Here is a 15,323-nt window from a genome sequence, read left to right on the forward strand (position 1 = left end):
GGAAGTTCGAAAGACAACAGGATTACGGTTAGGCTCTCGCGACGGGGAAGGGTTGTCGACCTGCCCCCATCGCGGAGCAGCCCGTGCGCCAACGTCCCCTCTTCCCGCTCATGGTGGCCGCGCTCCTGTCCGTCGCGGCACTTCTCCTGCTGTGGCTCCGCCCTCAGCGTCAGGAACAGACCTCCGGCACGGTGACCCTCGCGGCCCGGCCCTCCGCGCGTCCCGGGCATAGCGACAACGCCTCCACCCGTCCGCCTCCGCGCCCGACTCCTCCGCTCGACACGCCCGCGACGCTGGCCGATGGCAGCTTCGTGGTGCGGGTGGTGGCCTCGGGCGCTCCCGTTTCGAGGGCGACGGTGCGGGCCTGGGCGAAGGGCCCGGACAACAGCCTGGGTCAGCCCACGTGGCGTCGTGCGGGTGAAGGGACGACGGCAGAGGACGGTACGCTGCGACTGCCCGCGGCACCGGGCCTCTACCTCCTCACCGCCCGCGCCGAAGGCATGGCTCCCGCGCGGCGCGAGGTGCCCCGACCCACGGGTGAGTCGGAGACGGAGGTGGAGCTGTCGCTGCCGGCCGGTGTCCCACTGCGGGGACGCACGGTGGCCGAGGGCCGCGAGGGAGATCCCGTCCCCCTGGCCGAGGTGACACTCCGCCCGTACACCGAGTCGAGGCCCTCAGCGCGGGCCCACGCGCTGCCTGAAGAGGTGGCGGTGGCCACGAGCGATGAGCGCGGGCGCTTCGGCTTCACCGGGCTCGCGCCGGGCCGCTACGAGTTGGTGGCGGAAGCTCCGGGCTTCAGCCCGCGGACCCTGCGCTTTGTTTCCGTGCCCGCCTCTGGCGAGTTGGTGGTGGGACTGTGGTCAGCCTCGACCCTGGAGGGCTTCGTCCTGGGCTCGGACGGACAGCCAGCACCTGACGCGGAGGTGCGGGTCTTGGGTGGGCCCTCAAGCTTCCGGACCACCACGGGCGCGGGCGGTGGCTTCTCCCTGGAGGTGCCTGGCGGGACGTACTGGGTCATTGCCCACAAGGGCCAGCAGGTGGGACGGGCACCAGGCCTCATCGTCGTGGCACCCGGAGAGACCGTGCGAGATCTCACGGTACGGCTCGGTGCCTCCGGGCACCTGTCGGGCACGGTGACGCACGGCGCGGACGCGAGGCCCGTGGAGAATGTCTTGCTGGCGGTCAGCCCGGCGGGCGCGGGCGGTGAGCTGGGTCGCGTGCGGACGGACGCGGCGGGCCACTATGCGCTGGAGCTGCCACCGGGAGACTACGACGTGACGGTGTCGGCCCCGGGCCATACGGGCACCTCGCGCGAGGGGCTGGTGGTGGAGGCGAATCGGCACACCGTGGCGGACTTCCGCCTGGAGGGCACTGCGTCGGTGGAAGGCACGGTGTCGGATGCACGCGGAGGCCTCCTGGCTGGCGTGGCCGTGCGCGCGGGGCTGATGCGGGGCGCCTCGGGCGAGGAGCACTTCACGCGCACCGACGCAGCGGGGGCCTTCGTCCTGGAAGGGCTGCCCGTGGGCACGGTGCTGGTGCGCGCCAGACAGGACAGCTCGGCCGTGTGGGCGAGCAGGACGGTCCAGCTCAGCACGGGCGCGCGGACCCGCGTGGATTTCACCCTCTCGGAGACGGGCAGGGTGATGGGCCGGGTGACGCAATCCTCGGGCGCGCCACTGCCCGAGCCCGCCCTGGTCCGCGCGATGGCAAAGCAGGGCCAGGGCGGCGTGCTCGACATGGGCCTCACCGACACGGACGCGGAAGGTCACTACCAGCTCGAGCTGCCCGCGGGCGTCTACCAGCTCACCGCCGTGCTGCCAGGTGCCTCCTACGTCTTCTTCAACGTGGACGACCCCGCGGTCACCGTGGAGGCCGGCGCCACCGTGACCCTGGACCTGACGTTGCTGGACGAGCGCGGGCTGCGGGGCCTGGTGCTGGAGCCCTCGGGAGCGCCGAGTCCCCATGCCGTGGTGGTGGCAACCCAGGGCGGAGACTTCCCCTTCTCCATCACCCAGCAGGCCAACGGCGAGGGGCACTTCAGCTTTCCGCCCCATGGACAGCCCACCACCCTGACGCTGCAGGCGTACAACACGGGCCGGTTGAGCGAGCCCACCCCTGTCACGAACGGCTCGAGCGAGCAGAGGCTTCAGCTCCGGCCCGCAGCCACCCTCCGGGGACGCGTGGTGGCGGCACGCAATGGCCCCCCTCCCAGCGGCTTCTCGCTGCGCCTGTTGAACGCAGATGGCTCCGTGCCGGAGTGGGCTCGCGATGCGCAGCGGACCTTCCCGGGCAACGAGTTCCTGATGACCGACGCACCCGCCTGGCCACTGAGGGTGAGCGTGCGCACCACCGATGGACGCACCGGTGAGACGCAGGTGACGCTCTCCCCAGGACAGCGCGCAGACGTGGAGGTGCTGCTGACCGGTGGCGCGTCCTCCATCTCCGGGCGCACGGTGTGGAGTGACTCGGGCGAGCCCGCCCAGGGCGTGGGTGTTTCCCTGGACCACCCGCCGAGCACTCGGGCCGATACGTACACGGGCCCCGATGGTCGCTTCCGCCTGGACGAGGTGACACCGGGCTCACACACCGTGCAACTGCTCGCCACCGGCGGCACCCCTGAGGCTCGCCCTGTCACGGTGGCCACGAGCGAGGCCGTGGACCTCGGCGATATTCGGGTGACGCCGCGCAAGGCGGATAAGGGCTCCGTCGGCGCGGGCTTCAGCGAGGCTCGCGGCCAGGTGTCCTTTGCGTGGCTGACGCCGGAGGGTCCAGCCGCTCGGGCCGGAGTACGTGTGGGAGACCTGTTGCTGGCCGTCGATGGGCTGGTGGTGCGCAACCGGCTCGAGGCCGACAGCCGCACGAAGGGGCCCCCTGGCTCTCCCGTGCAGGTGACCGTGCGGCGCTCGGGCGGTGCGGAGCAGACGTTGCGGATTACCCGGGCCGACTGAACCTCAGTGGAGGCAACATACCCTCACCCCGACCCTCTCCCAGAGGGAGAGGGAGTGGCGTGGAGTTAGGCCTTGTCCAACGCCAGCGAGAGCACCTGCGCCGTGAAGTTCACCAGCGGGATGATGCGCTGGTAGTTCATCCGCGTGGGCCCGATGACTCCCACCGTTCCCAGCACCTGCTCGCGGCTTCCGTACGGACTCGCGATGACTGTGACGTCGCCCGCCGAGGAGAACTCGCTCTCGGTGCCGATGAAGATCTGCATCTCGCGCGCCCGCTGCACCCGGTCCAACAGCGCCAGCAGCTTGTGCTTCTCCCCCAGCGCCTTGAAGAGCGCACGCATCCGCTCCACGTCGGCGAACTCGGGCTGCTCCAGGAACGAGCCCGTGCCCTCAATGAGCACCCGCTCCCCCGTCTGCAGGTCCGTGGCCGCCGCCCCCAGCTTCAGCGCCTTGGCCGTCAGCGCGTTGTACAGCTCCTGGTCGTGGTCCAGCTCGGCGCGGATGCGCTCGCGCGCCTCTTCCAGCGTCACCTCGTGCAGCAGCTCGGACAGGTAGTTGCTCGCCTTGAGCAGCTCGTCCGAGGTGACGGGGAAGTCCACCGACAACAGCTTGTTGTGCACCTGGCCGTTCTGCCCCACCAGGATGGCCAGCACGCGGTCCTCTCGCAGCCGCACAAACTCAATCCGGTGGAAGACGGCTGCGTCCGGGCGCGGCGTGACGACGACGCCCGCGTGCCGGGTGAGCGAGTGCAGAAGGCGCGAGGCCTCCGCGAGCAGCTCCTCCATCCCCGACTCGTGCGCCAACCCCGCGTGGATGAGCTCGCGGTCACGTGGCGCGGGGTCCTTCAGCCGCACCATGGTGTCTACGTAGAAGCGGTAGCCCCGATCCGTCGGCACCCGTCCCGCGGAGGTGTGCGGCTTCTCGAGGAAGCCCAGCTCCTCCAGGTCCGCCAGCACGTTGCGCAGCGTGGCGGAGGACACATCAAACTCCGGCTTGCGCGCGAGATGCTGGCTCCCAACGGGGCCACCCGTGGCGATGTATTCCTGAACGACGGCGCGGAGGACTTCCTTCTCGCGCTCACCCAGCTCCTCGGACATCCTTCCTCACGCTCCCCAATGGCGTTCCGCCCACGATGGTCGGCGAAAACATCGAGAATGCCCTGAAAGATTAAGAAGTTGGAGGGGCCGGTTCAATCCCCCCGCCCGCTGGACGGGGGTCCCCTACGGCGCCTGGACGAGATACCGGTCACGAACCCACCGAGCAGGCCACCGTCCGCCACCTGCCCACACATGGCTCAGGGCCACCATAAGCGGCAGGGACGGCCTCCTTCATGGATAAGGACCAGGGCCCTTCGTCGCCCCGTCCAGACGAACAATGTCCTGAAGTCCCAGCACCGAACGGGACGCTTGGAGCACGAAAGACCGCCAACCTCGTGTCTATCCGCCGCTGTGCTCTGAGCAACCGGACACTCGGCCTCCAGGGTGGTTCGACGGAGTACATCGCGAGGTGCGGAGCAGGGCGTTAAAAGCGCGGCGCTTTGTCTTCCGCCACCACGTCCATTCCCGCCGCGACACTGCCCGCGGACACCGCGCCCGCGGAGCAGAATCGCGGGATTCTCGTCTTCTGCCTCTTCGCGCTCTACGTCATCTGGGGGTCAACGTACCTGGCCATTCACTGGGCGCTGCGCGGAGGCTTCCCGCCCTTCCTCATGGCGGGGGTGCGCTTCACGATCGCCGGCGTCATCCTCTACGCGGTGCTGCGGCTGCGCGGGTACGCCAGGCCCTCGCTGCGCCAGTGGGGAGCGGGCGCGCTCATGGGCTTCCTCCTGCTGCTGATGGGCAATGGCAGCGTGGTCTTCGCGCAGCAGTGGGTCCCCTCGGGCCTGGCGGCCCTCGTGGTGGGCAGCGTGCCGCTGTGGACGGCGCTCTTCGGGGGCATCTTCGGCCAGTGGCCCGGACGCGCCGAGCGCTGGGGCCTGGCCATCGGCTTCTGCGGCCTCATCCTGCTCAACCTGGGCAGCGACATGAGCGGCAACCTGTGGGCCACCTTCGCCCTGCTGGTGGGGCCGGTGAGCTGGGCCTTTGGCTCCATCTGGTCGCGCCGGCTGCCCCTGGCCGGAGGGCTGATGTCCACCGCCACGCAGATGCTCACCGGTGGGGTCATGTTCTTCCTGGTCAGCGCCTGCATGGGCGAGCACCTCACCACGCTGCCGCCCCCGCGCGCCCTGCTCTCCGTGGGCTACCTCATTGTCTTCGGCTCGCTGGTGGCCTTCAGCGCCTACGGCTACCTGCTGCGCAACGCCCGGCCCGCGGTCGCCACGAGCTACGCCTACGTGAACCCCATGGTGGCCGTGCTGCTGGGCACCTTCCTGGCCGGCGAGTCGCTGAGCGTCTGGGGCTTCATGGCCATGGGCGCCATCCTCGGCTCGGTGGTGCTCATCACCCGCTCCAAGCGCTGACGTCCCGAACTCACGGTCGCGTCAAGCCCGAATGTCATCACGATGACGTGAACCCCCCGCTCTCCCCCCTGGAGCGCGGGCGGATTGTCACGCCCTACGCACGTTCCTCTTTCCTCTGGCGGTGCTCGTTCCTAGTGTCCGCGACGCCCTGAGAAGTGAAGTACCCACCCGGCAGGAAAGGACTCCGGAACCATGACCACCAAGACGGCGAAGGACGTGCTGGCGTTCGCGAAGGAGCACGGCGCGCAGATGGTGAGCCTGCGCTTCATCGACTTCATCGGTCGTTGGCGTCACTTCGCGGTACCCCTGCACGAGCTGCAGGAAGGCATCTTCGAGGAGGGCCTCGGCTTCGACGGCTCGTCCATCAAGGGTTGGTTGGAAATCCACAACTCCGACATGCTGGTGATGCCGGACCCGAACACCGCGGTGATGGACCCGTTCACGCAGACGCCCACGCTGGTGCTGCTGTGCAACGTGAGCGATCCCATCACCAAGGAGCAGTACATGAGGGATCCGCGCAACATCGCCGCGCGCGCGGAGAAGTACCTCAAGAGCACGGGCATCGCGGACACGGCCTTCTTCGGCCCCGAGGCCGAGTTCTTCATCTTCGACAGCGTGCGCTACAGCACGGACCCGCACCACATGTTCTTCGAGGTGGACTCCATCGAGGGCGCGTGGAACTCGGGCCGCGAGGAGCCGGGCGGCAACCTGGGCTACAAGCCGGGCTTCAAGGATGGCTACAACGCGGTGATGCCCACGGACGCGCACAACGACATGCGCGACGAGATGTGCCGCATCCTCGGTGAGGTGGGCATCACCGTGGAGCGCCAGCACCACGAAGTGGCCACGGCAGGTCAGTCGGAGATCGACTTCCGCTTCGACACGCTGGTGAAGACGGCCGACAACCTGATGTGGTTCAAGTACGTGCTGAAGAACGTGGCGGCGCGGCACGGCAAGACGGTGACGTTCATGCCCAAGCCCCTGTACGGGGACAACGGCAGCGGCATGCACACGCACCAGTCGCTGTGGAAGGGCGGCAAGCCCCTGTTCGCCGGCGAGGGCTACGCGGGTATGAGCGAGATGGCGCTGCACTACATCGGCGGCATCCTCAAGCACGCGCGGGCGCTGGCGGCCATCTGCAACCCGACGAACAACTCGTACAAGCGCCTGGTGCCGGGCTACGAGGCGCCGGTGAACCTGGCGTACTCCAGCCGCAACCGCAGCGCGTCCATCCGCATCCCCATGTTCAGCGCGAGCCCCAAGGCCAAGCGCCTGGAGTTCCGCTCGCCGGACCCGAGCTGCAACCCGTACCTGGCGTTCGCCGCGCAGCTCATGGCCGGCCTCGACGGCATCGAGAACAAGATCGACCCGGGCGAGCCGCTCGACAAGGACATCTACGGCCTGTCTCCCGAGGAGCTCAAGGACGTGCCGAAGATGCCGGGCTCGCTGGAGGAGGCGCTGGACTGCCTGAAGAAGGACCACAAGTTCCTGCTCAAGGGCGACGTCTTCAGCGAGGACTCGCTCAACAGCTGGATTGAGCAGAAGCAGAAGGAAGTGGACGCCATCCGCCTGCGTCCGCACCCCATGGAGTACCAGCTCTACTTCGACATCTGAGCGCGGCCTCCTGAGTGACAACGGGGCGCTTCCGGGAGACCGGAGCGCCCCATCGTCGTTCTGGCGCCAGGGGAGCTCGGGCCCGGGTTCAGCGGATGTCGTAGAGCCATTTCCAGATCAGGCCCGAGATCAGCGCGGTGCCCACGATGATGCCCAGCCTGGTGGCGGAGGAGGGCGGCGGGAAGGACTGGAAGAAACGCAAGAAAGCCAGGCCGAGCACGGCCCCCACGGCGGCGCCCTTGATGAAACGGGCCCTCGACTCCAGGCGGTACAACCAGAAGACCTCGTCGTCCGAGGACTCGAGGGGCTCGCTCGCGAGCGCCTTGGAGTCCACGGGCGCGAGCCTGCGCTCCTGGCGGAAGCGGTTGAGATGGTAGAGCGCTCGCTCGAAGGCCGCTTCCGCCTCGCGTGCGCGGGAGTCGGCGGCGGCAAGCTCGGCCTCCACCCGCTCCAATCTCTCCACCTCGGCTCGGCTCCGGGCCAGTTCGCCCTTCGCCTCGCGCAACTCCACCTGGAGTCGCTCCAGGGTGTCCCTCAGTTCTCTGTCCCCCGCTGCCATGGGAAGCAGGCTACTTCATCCCGCCAGGGCCGGAGGTCCTGAATAGGACGAGGGGCGTTGGCCTCACGTCAGAGATGTGGGGATGATGCGTGCCGTAGCCTCACACGATCTTCCTCTTGGAGTCCTTCCATGCCCCTCCCTCGCGCCGCGCGGCTGCTCGGTGTGCTGCTGCTGTGCCTCGCGCCCCTGGCCCACGCGAGCAAGCCAAGCGCCTCGCCCCCAGCGGGCACCGCCTTCCCCGCACCGCTGCTCCACTCGAAGGACATCACCTACTCGGTGGTGCTGTACCACCCCACCCCGCCCAAGGGTGACGTGGTCGCGGGTGCGCGCACGCTGCTGACGTCGAACTACAAGAAGCTCGCCGGAACGTGGAAGCCCGGCGCGCCCGCCCCCGAGGTCGACGTGCGCTCGGTCCCCACCGAGGATATCGAACACCTCGAGGAGTACTACCTGCGCTACTTCGCCCGGAGGCTGAACGACGAGGAGCGCAAGCGCCTGATGGGCGCGCAGCACGCCACGAAGCTGTCCTTCCACGTGCCTTTCGCCAAGCGCAACGAGTCGCTCCAGGAGGCCACGCGCTTCGCCCACCAGCTCGCCGCCGAGCACGGGGCCTTCCTGTGGGACGCCGAGACGCGCGAGTACTACGCGCCCCAGCACTGGAAGCAGGAGCGGATGGACACCTGGTACACCAACACGCCCTTCGTGCAGGCGCACATCACCGTGCACGTGTACGGCGAGGATGAGAACGTGCGCTTCATCACCCTGGGGATGGGGAAGCTCGGCCTGCCGGACCTCGTGGTGGAGCAGGTGCCGCGCTCGATGACGCAGGAGATGGGCGTGCTCCTCAACGGCGTCGCGCAGTTGCTGGCCGAGGGCCTCACGCTGTCCGCGGATGGAACGTTGAACGTGGACCTGACGCGCGTGAAACACATCCGGGCGCGCAACCAGCTCGAGGCCAGGACGCAGAAGGACGCGCGCCGGAGCATGAAGCTGCGGGCCATTGAGGCCAGGCGCGATCGGGGAGATCCGGAGAACCACCTGCTCGAGCTGTCCTTCCCGGGCAACGGGACGCCGCACGAGCGGCAACTGGCGGCGCTCGACACGCTCTTCGGCAAGAAGCCCGACAACATCACCCCCGTCAAACCGGGAGACGCCGAGCTGGAGGCGGTGGCGCGCAAGGCCCGGACCCGGCTCAACGAGCTGCGGCCTCGCGTGGAGAAGGGACTGCACCCCCCCGAGCAGCTGATGGTCAAGGCGGGCTTCCGCACCGATGACGGCAGCTCCGAGCACATGTGGTTCGAGGTCACCGCGTGGGAGAAGGACCGGCTGCGCGGCACGCTCGCCAACGAGCCCTTCGGGGTGAGCGGGCTGCGCCGTGGCTCGAGCGTGAGCGTCACCCTGCCGGAGGTGGACGACTACCTCTACACGCGCCCCGATGGGACCGAGGAGGGCGGCGAGAGCAGCCGCATTCTCATGCGCCGCGAAGAAGGACGTTGAGCCCCAAGCCGAAAGCCGAGCCGCTCACCACCCCGGATGGACGCTACCTCGTGGTGGAGGGGCGGCTGTGGCGGCACTCGAATCCGGCGCTCGGCCCCTCGCAGCGCGCGCTCCTGGTGGAAGCGCTGATGCACGCACGGCGGGACGTGGGCCGCGCGCTGCGCTCGGGCGACCTGGAGGCCGAGCGAAAGGCCCGGGCGCGGGTGCACCGGGCGAAGGTGGCGCTCGGAGAGCGGGGAGCGCCGTGGTGGACCGACGGCGCCCCGGACTTCAACCGCCACCTCGTTGAGAACACCCCCTATGCCGAGTGGTTCGCGGGACGCCGCCGGTAGCTCGCGAGCGTCGCGAGTGCGAGCAGCGCCAGGGTGCCCAGCGAAATGGCCACGCTGACGTCCCGGCCGGGGGTGCGGTACGTGAAGAGCACCCGGTGTGTACCGGCGGGGACTCGCACTCCGCGCACCGCGACATTGGCGGGGAGCAAGGAGACGGGCTCGCCATCCAAGGTGGCGCTCCACCCGGAATACCACGCGTCGTTGAGCACGAGCACCGCGGGCCGCTCCGCCTTCACCTCGAGCTCCACGTGCTCCGGCGCATAGCGAAGGAAGGACACCTGCCCCAGCTCCCCTTCCGTGGGCGCTCCCGAGGGCTCCGCGGCTGGACACTCGAGCACCACCTGCCGGCCCGGCTGGAAGGACGCGGAGAGGAGCAGCTCCCGCGCGGACCGCTCGTCCGAGGCGCACAGGGGCATGGCCAGGTAGGCCCGTGGGAGCGTGCGGGGATTCTGGATGAGCACCACGCCCAGCAGACGGTCTCCACCGACGACGCTGTCCGGGTTGCCCCGGAACGTCCGCGCATTCACGCTGGCGTAGCGCACGTGGAACAGCCCGCCGACGCGCTCCCACCAGTCTCGGGAGGAGGTGCGCACGAGGCCGTAACGGCGAGAGGTGGCGGGGAGATAGGGAATGGCGCTCTCCAGGTGCCAGAGTCCCGGCGTGTCCGGCTCGAGCGCCGCAACCAGGGTGAAGAACGCGCTGTCCTGAGGACTCACCCCCGGCACCTCGGCCGGAACGAGCCCCTCCACCGCCCCCATCACGCGAGGCCTGCCAGCGCCCGTATCCGGCTCGCGCTGGAGGAGCGTGTTCACCGTGCTGACGGGTTGCTCCAGCAGCTCCGCGAAGGACACGTGGTACGTGCTCTCATTGGCCAGGTAGAGTGAGCCGAGCTGAACCCCCGCGAGCAGGCCCGCGCGCAGCCCGGGCTTCTCCACTCCCCCCAGCACCAGGCAGGAAAGGAGCAGCGCACCGACGGCCATCCAGGACAGGTGAATGACGTTGTCGTGGATGTACTCGAGCACAAAGGGCTCGGGCCGCTTCCACAGCGAGCCGATGACGCCCTGCGAGAGCACTTGGAACAGGCCCTCGCCCAAGGCCAACACGCCGCAGAGCGCCGCGAGCACCAGCCCCAACTGGAGGGTGCGCCGTCGCGTGGCGGGCTCTCGCTGGACGGCCTCCAACCCCGCGCCCACGCCGAGCGCGCAGAGGAAGAGGAAATAGGGGAGCAGCTTCTCCGGGTAGCGGAAGGAGCGCCAGAGCGGGAGCCACTCGTAGAGCCACCCGTACAGCGGCAGGTTGCGGCCCAGGGTGAGCACGAGGAACAGGAGCGCGAGCCCCGCGACCTTCCAGGTCATCGGGTGGCGCAGGTGTGTCCAGAGGGCCGCCAGCAGGAGCAGGAAAGCCGTGACCCCCAAGTGCGCCGAGCTCACCCAGAGCGAGCCCATGCCGGAGTCGAACACCTGATTGGCCAGCGAGGGCGAGCTCACCGCGCCCACCTCGGGGTCCACGAAGAGAGGCCCAAGGAGCAGCTCGAGCAGCCGCAGCGGATGGAAGGAGAAGGCCGTCGCCTTGGCGAGAGTCCCCGCGTTGGGTGCTGCCTCTCGGATGACGGTGAAGGCCGGGACGAGTTGGACCGCGGACAGGAGCGCACCGAGCACGATGAGCACCCCCGCCCTCGGCAACGCCCGCGACATGTCGGCACGGCCTGGCCTCAGCAGCGCGAGCACCAGCAGCAGGCCATTGCACACCGCGAAGCTCTGCGGGTCACCACAGAGGAGCACGAGGCACAGCGGAATGGCAGCGGTGGCCGCGCGGCCCGCGGAAGGCTGGCGCAGGAAACGCTCGGCGCCCCAGAGGGCCCAGGGGAACGTGGCGGCCGCCATCAGGTAGAGCAGGTTGTTGCTGATGCCCACCATGTAGCCGCACAGCGCGTAGGTGAAGGCGGAGAGCAGCGCGGCGCCTCGTCCCATCCCCCACAGCCGAGCGAACAGATACGTGCCGCCCAACGCGGCCACGTAGGACAGCAGGGTGATGACCTTGAGCGCCAAACCCAACGGCAGCAGCAGGTAGAGGATGTTGGCCGGGTGGAACGCCCCGGAGATGACCATGCCCGTGAAGGGCTGCCCCAGCCCGTCATAGGGATACCAGTCCGGGAACTGGAGCTGAGACACGCGCTCGGCCCAGTACTTCTTCAGCGGGTAGTAGACCCGGAGGATGTCGCGCGAGATGAAGATGTCGCCGGAGAAGGTCGCCCGATGGAAGTAGAGCAGCGGGGCCAGGAAGGCGATGGCCACCACTGAGATGCGCGTCTTGGCCTGCTGGGACAGGGGCATTCTGGACGGACCATATACGCGGTCGTCTGAGGAGTTCACGGGCCCGAAAGCCCTCTACCACCGATCATCGGTGAAGAGACAGTCGATCAACTTCGCCTCGCCGAGGCGGGTGTTGCCGCACTGGATGTCGGGAACAGGCGTGAAGAGCGTCTCGTTGGGCAGACGGTGAACGTGGAGCACGTCCCGCACGATGGCCTCGACCTTGTCCACATAGGGCCTCGTCTCGGGCACATCCTCATAGAAAGTCCGCGAGGGAGAGGCCCCCTTCTCCGAGTGTTGCTGAAACGAACTGTAGAGCACGTACACAGGCGCGACGATGCTCACCAGCACGACCACTGCGCGAACCTCTTCGGCTCCACCCGGAAGCTTCAGGACCTCGGGGAGGTACACCCGGACGCGCCAGCAGTTGTCGTCCGAGAAGAGCGCGGTCCAGTCCTGCACCTTGCACTCCGGTAGCGACTCGGTCAGCCGAGCGAGGAGCCTCTTCCAACTCATCGGGCTCTTCAGTGCCTGCTCGCGCAGCGCCAACATGCGCTGGTACTGCTCTGAATCATCGTAGCCCTCTTCACCGCCATACAGGTTGACGGGGTAGTACTGGTGAACCAGTTCGATGAGCCGAGAGGCGGAGATGTCCTCATTCATGGCACTTGCTCCAATACAAGGTTGAGGAGCTCAGGGGGAGCTACGTTTGTTCGAGACTCCTTTCATGTCGATGAATCTACGGACACGCACTCCGGGAATGGGGACTTCCAATATCTTCCGCATCTCCATACGGAACCGCTGACACATCTCTTCCGAGAGGAGCCCTTGCGGAAGTACACGTTCCACCGCGGCATCCGCGGCCTTCGCGGCTTCCTGCTGAGCGAACTCATCGGAGATGACCCCACCCCGGTTGCGCTCCGGCACTTCAACCTGAACCTGACACGGAACAATCCGCAGTCCTTCGCCCGAACTACGTGCCAGATTGATGATGACCCGCGCGACCTTCCACCCACCGGGCCACGGTGAATCGGGTGGCACGTAGGATTCGAACATGAACTGCGACGGCGAGATGCCGCCCCCACCTCCCTCTCCACCGTCCCCACCGACGATCGACACGCAAGCCGTCGCGCAGAGCACGACAACAGGCCCGAGCAGCAAGGCGAAGCGCCGCATCACCACCTCCCGGAGCACAGCCCGCTCTACCACCGGTCATCGGTGAAGAGACAGTCGATCAACTTCGCCTCGCCAAGGCTGGTGTTGCGCACCTGGATGTCGGGAACAGGCGTGAAGAGCGTCTCGTTGGGTAGACGGTGAACGTGGAGCACGTCCCGCACGATGGCGTCGATCTTGTCCGCATGGGACTTCGTCTCCGGCACGTCCTCATAGAAGGTCCGCGAGGGGGATGCTCCCTTCTCCGAGTATTGCTGGAACGAGCTGTAGAGCACGTACACAGGCACGAGGATGCTCACCAGAACGACCACTGTGCGAACCTCCTCGGATCCACCAGGAAGCTTCAGGACCTCAGGGAGGTACACCCGGACGCGCCAGCAGTTGTCATTCGAGAAGAGCGCAGTCCAGTCCTGCACCTTGCACTCCGGTAAAGCTTCTCTGAGCCGGGCCAGACATCCCTTCCAGATCGCCGACTGCCCCATCGCCACGTCACGCGCCTTCTCCAGGCGTTGGTACTGCTCCGATTCGTGGTAGCCCGCCTCACTGCTGTAGAGGTTCGTGGGGTAGTAGCGGTGGACCAACTCGAGGAGTTGTGGGGCAGAGATATCGACACTCATCTGTCTACGCTCCAACGCAGGGTATCCAGGTAACACTCAGGGCCGTTTTTGTCTGGAGCCTCGGCGTTCGAGGAACTCATTGACACGCGTCCCAGGAACAGCCCCTTGCAATAGCCTCTGCATCTCGTCGCGGAACCGCTTGCACATCTCCGCCGACATGAGTCCCTGTGGAAGCACACGCTCCACGGCCGTATCTGCCGCCTTCGCAGCTTCCTGCTGTGCGAACTCATTGGAAACGACACCACGATAGTTGCTCTCCGGCACCTCGACCTGGACCTGGCAGGGAACGAATCGAACTCCCTCATCTGACTTGCGCACCAATGTGATGATGACCCGCGCGACCTTCCACCCACCTGGTTCCAGTAAATCCGCAGGTACGTAGGGCTCGAACATGAACTGCGACGGCGAGATGCCGCCCCCACCGCCCTCTCCACCGTCCCCACCGACGAGCGACACGCAAGCCGTCGCGCAGAGCAGGGCGCCAAGCCCGAGCAGCAAAGCGGAACGCCGCATCACCACCTCCCGGAGCACAGCTCCGGAGGAGGCTATGCGCAGTCCCCACGCGTCCAGCGCCCGACTCGCCCACAAGAGTCCGGTGGCAGACTGCCCGCCCGCCCGGCATAGATGCGGCATGCGTACCTGTTTCGTGCTCTCCACCTTGCTGCTGCTCGCCGTCACCTCCGGCTGCCGTCGGACTCAGGTGAAGCAGCTGACCGCTCCCGACTGCATCCTCGTCGAGGATGACTTCGGCCCTAACGGCACCGTGCCCATCACCGTCGACGTCGTCGCCGAGGGACTCGAGGTGCCGTGGGGCATCGCCTGGCTCCCGGGTGGCGACGCCCTCGTCACCGAGCGCCCTGGCCGCATCCGCCTGCTGCGCAATGGAGCGCTCCAGCCTGCTCCCGTCGCCACCGTGAAGATCACCTCCACCGGAGAGAGCGGCCTGCTCGGCATCGCGGCCCATCCCCACTTCACGAGCACCCGGCAGTTCTACATCTACGTGACCACGGACGAGGGCGGCTCGACGCGCAACCGCGTGGAGCGCTGGACCCTCTCCGAGGACCACGCCACCGCCACCTTCGAGCGCGTCATCTTCGATGGCATCCCAGGCGCCAAGTACCACGATGGCGGACGCATCCGCTTCGGCCCGGACGGCATGCTCTACGTGGGCACGGGCGACGCCCGCGAGCCGGACAACGCGCAGAGCCGGGATACGCCCTCGGGCAAATTGCTGCGCCTCACGCCCGACGGGCAGGTGCCCGCGGACAATCCCTTCCCGGGCAACCCCGCGTTCCTCCTCGGCGTGCGCAACACCCAGGGGTTCGACTGGAAGGACAACGACACCCTCTACTTCACCGACCACGGGCCCAGCGGCGACACGCTGCGCCGCGGCCACGATGAGGTCAGTGTGGTGCGAAAGGGAGACAACCTGGGCTGGCCCACCGTCTACAGCTGCGAGTCCGCCGAGGGGTTCGTCACCCCCTCACTCACCTGGGACGACGCAGCGCCCCCGGGCGGTGCCGCCATCTACACCGGGACCGCCATCCCCGAGTGGAAGGGCTCGCTGCTCATCGGCACGCTCGGCTCGAGTCACCTGCACCGCGTGGTCTTCTCCCAGGACAACCCCCGCCAGGTTGCTCAGCACGAGGTGTACCTGCGCGACCAGTGGGGCCGTCTGAGAGAGACCATCATGGGCCCGGATGGCCACCTCTACGTCACCACCAGCAACTGCGATGGCCGGGGGGACTGCGAGGCGCGCAAGGACGTCATCCTGCGCATCCGTCGTTGAAACGGAAGGAGCCGCGTGCCCGAC

At 67.8% G+C, this 15,323-nt stretch carries 13 protein-coding genes; 6 read left to right on the forward strand and 7 right to left on the reverse strand.

The features are described from left to right. The first annotated feature begins 83 nt into the window (after window positions 1-83). Window positions 84-2,948 (forward strand): carboxypeptidase regulatory-like domain-containing protein, encoded by a 2,865-nt coding sequence (locus tag F0U60_RS48120; protein WP_395810819.1) that lies wholly within the window; start codon window positions 84-86, stop codon window positions 2,946-2,948. 65 nt (window positions 2,949-3,013) lie between these two features. Here the strand turns inward: F0U60_RS48120 and hrcA are convergent, their stop codons facing one another. Continuing rightward, window positions 3,014-4,045 (reverse strand): heat-inducible transcriptional repressor HrcA, encoded by a 1,032-nt coding sequence (gene hrcA / locus F0U60_RS48125; protein WP_203408415.1) that lies wholly within the window; start codon window positions 4,043-4,045, stop codon window positions 3,014-3,016. A gap of 440 nt (window positions 4,046-4,485) precedes the next feature. Between hrcA and yedA the strand changes: the two genes are divergently transcribed. Next, entirely contained in the window at window positions 4,486-5,406 is a 921-nt protein-coding gene (yedA, locus tag F0U60_RS48130) for a drug/metabolite exporter YedA (RefSeq protein ID WP_395810821.1), read from the forward strand. A 192-nt stretch (window positions 5,407-5,598) separates the two neighbouring features. Further along, window positions 5,599-7,020: a type I glutamate--ammonia ligase gene (glnA, locus tag F0U60_RS48135; RefSeq protein WP_395810823.1), complete on the forward strand. Its 1,422-nt coding sequence runs from the start codon at window positions 5,599-5,601 to the stop codon at window positions 7,018-7,020. An 88-nt stretch (window positions 7,021-7,108) separates the two neighbouring features. Here glnA and F0U60_RS48140 read toward each other — a convergent pair whose 3' ends face one another. Beyond that, window positions 7,109-7,579 (reverse strand): hypothetical protein, encoded by a 471-nt coding sequence (locus F0U60_RS48140; RefSeq protein ID WP_395810825.1) that lies wholly within the window; start codon window positions 7,577-7,579, stop codon window positions 7,109-7,111. Window positions 7,580-7,708: 129 nt separating this feature from the next. Between F0U60_RS48140 and F0U60_RS48145 the strand changes: the two genes are divergently transcribed. Beyond that, the gene (locus F0U60_RS48145) at window positions 7,709-9,076 is read left to right on the forward strand and encodes a DUF2314 domain-containing protein (protein WP_395810827.1); all 1,368 of its coding nucleotides are present in this window, start codon (window positions 7,709-7,711) and stop codon (window positions 9,074-9,076) included. Next, window positions 9,073-9,408: a hypothetical protein gene (locus tag F0U60_RS48150; RefSeq protein ID WP_395810829.1), complete on the forward strand. Its 336-nt coding sequence runs from the start codon at window positions 9,073-9,075 to the stop codon at window positions 9,406-9,408. The genes F0U60_RS48145 and F0U60_RS48150 overlap by 4 nt, the downstream gene beginning before the upstream one ends. Here the strand turns inward: F0U60_RS48150 and F0U60_RS48155 are convergent. From F0U60_RS48155 to F0U60_RS48175, 5 genes are read right to left on the reverse strand one after another with little or no spacing between them, the layout of a single operon-like run. Continuing rightward, window positions 9,375-11,741: a hypothetical protein gene (locus tag F0U60_RS48155; RefSeq protein ID WP_395810831.1), complete on the reverse strand. Its 2,367-nt coding sequence runs from the start codon at window positions 11,739-11,741 to the stop codon at window positions 9,375-9,377. The genes F0U60_RS48150 and F0U60_RS48155 overlap by 34 nt on opposite strands. A 54-nt stretch (window positions 11,742-11,795) precedes the next feature. Beyond that, window positions 11,796-12,383, reverse strand: a complete 588-nt coding sequence (locus F0U60_RS48160) for a hypothetical protein (protein ID WP_395810833.1) — start codon at window positions 12,381-12,383, stop codon at window positions 11,796-11,798. A 30-nt stretch (window positions 12,384-12,413) separates the two neighbouring features. After that, window positions 12,414-12,896: a hypothetical protein gene (locus F0U60_RS48165; protein ID WP_395810835.1), complete on the reverse strand. Its 483-nt coding sequence runs from the start codon at window positions 12,894-12,896 to the stop codon at window positions 12,414-12,416. A 26-nt stretch (window positions 12,897-12,922) separates the two neighbouring features. Then, complete coding sequence (locus tag F0U60_RS48170) at window positions 12,923-13,510, reverse strand: hypothetical protein (protein WP_395810837.1); 588 nt, start codon at window positions 13,508-13,510, stop codon at window positions 12,923-12,925. Between the two features lie 36 nt (window positions 13,511-13,546). After that, the gene (locus tag F0U60_RS48175; RefSeq protein ID WP_395810839.1) at window positions 13,547-14,023 is read right to left on the reverse strand and encodes a hypothetical protein; all 477 of its coding nucleotides are present in this window, start codon (window positions 14,021-14,023) and stop codon (window positions 13,547-13,549) included. A gap of 118 nt (window positions 14,024-14,141) precedes the next feature. Between F0U60_RS48175 and F0U60_RS48180 the strand changes: the two genes are divergently transcribed. Then, the gene (locus F0U60_RS48180) at window positions 14,142-15,299 is read left to right on the forward strand and encodes a PQQ-dependent sugar dehydrogenase (protein WP_395810841.1); all 1,158 of its coding nucleotides are present in this window, start codon (window positions 14,142-14,144) and stop codon (window positions 15,297-15,299) included. The last annotated feature ends 24 nt before the right edge of the window (window positions 15,300-15,323 follow it).

The organism is Archangium minus (genome assembly GCF_044360475.1).
Taxonomy (GTDB): Bacteria; Myxococcota; Myxococcia; order Myxococcales; family Myxococcaceae; genus Archangium; species Archangium minus.

Bases quoted from the DNA above. Each gene is read 5' to 3' on its own strand.
- F0U60_RS48165 (WP_395810835.1), bottom strand. From the start codon at position 12,896: ATGCGGCGCTTCGCCTTGCTGCTCGGGCCTGTTGTCGTGCTCTGCGCG.
- F0U60_RS48160 (WP_395810833.1), bottom strand. From the start codon at position 12,383: ATGAATGAGGACATCTCCGCCTCTCGGCTCATCGAACTGGTTCACCAG.
- F0U60_RS48140 (WP_395810825.1), bottom strand. From the start codon at position 7,579: ATGGCAGCGGGGGACAGAGAACTGAGGGACACCCTGGAGCGACTCCAG.
- F0U60_RS48145 (WP_395810827.1), top strand. From the start codon at position 7,709: ATGCCCCTCCCTCGCGCCGCGCGGCTGCTCGGTGTGCTGCTGCTGTGC.
- F0U60_RS48180 (WP_395810841.1), top strand. From the start codon at position 14,142: ATGCGTACCTGTTTCGTGCTCTCCACCTTGCTGCTGCTCGCCGTCACC.
- glnA (WP_395810823.1), top strand. From the start codon at position 5,599: ATGACCACCAAGACGGCGAAGGACGTGCTGGCGTTCGCGAAGGAGCAC.
- hrcA (WP_203408415.1), bottom strand. From the start codon at position 4,045: ATGTCCGAGGAGCTGGGTGAGCGCGAGAAGGAAGTCCTCCGCGCCGTC.
- F0U60_RS48175 (WP_395810839.1), bottom strand. From the start codon at position 14,023: ATGCGGCGTTCCGCTTTGCTGCTCGGGCTTGGCGCCCTGCTCTGCGCG.
- F0U60_RS48170 (WP_395810837.1), bottom strand. From the start codon at position 13,510: ATGAGTGTCGATATCTCTGCCCCACAACTCCTCGAGTTGGTCCACCGC.
- F0U60_RS48155 (WP_395810831.1), bottom strand. From the start codon at position 11,741: ATGCCCCTGTCCCAGCAGGCCAAGACGCGCATCTCAGTGGTGGCCATC.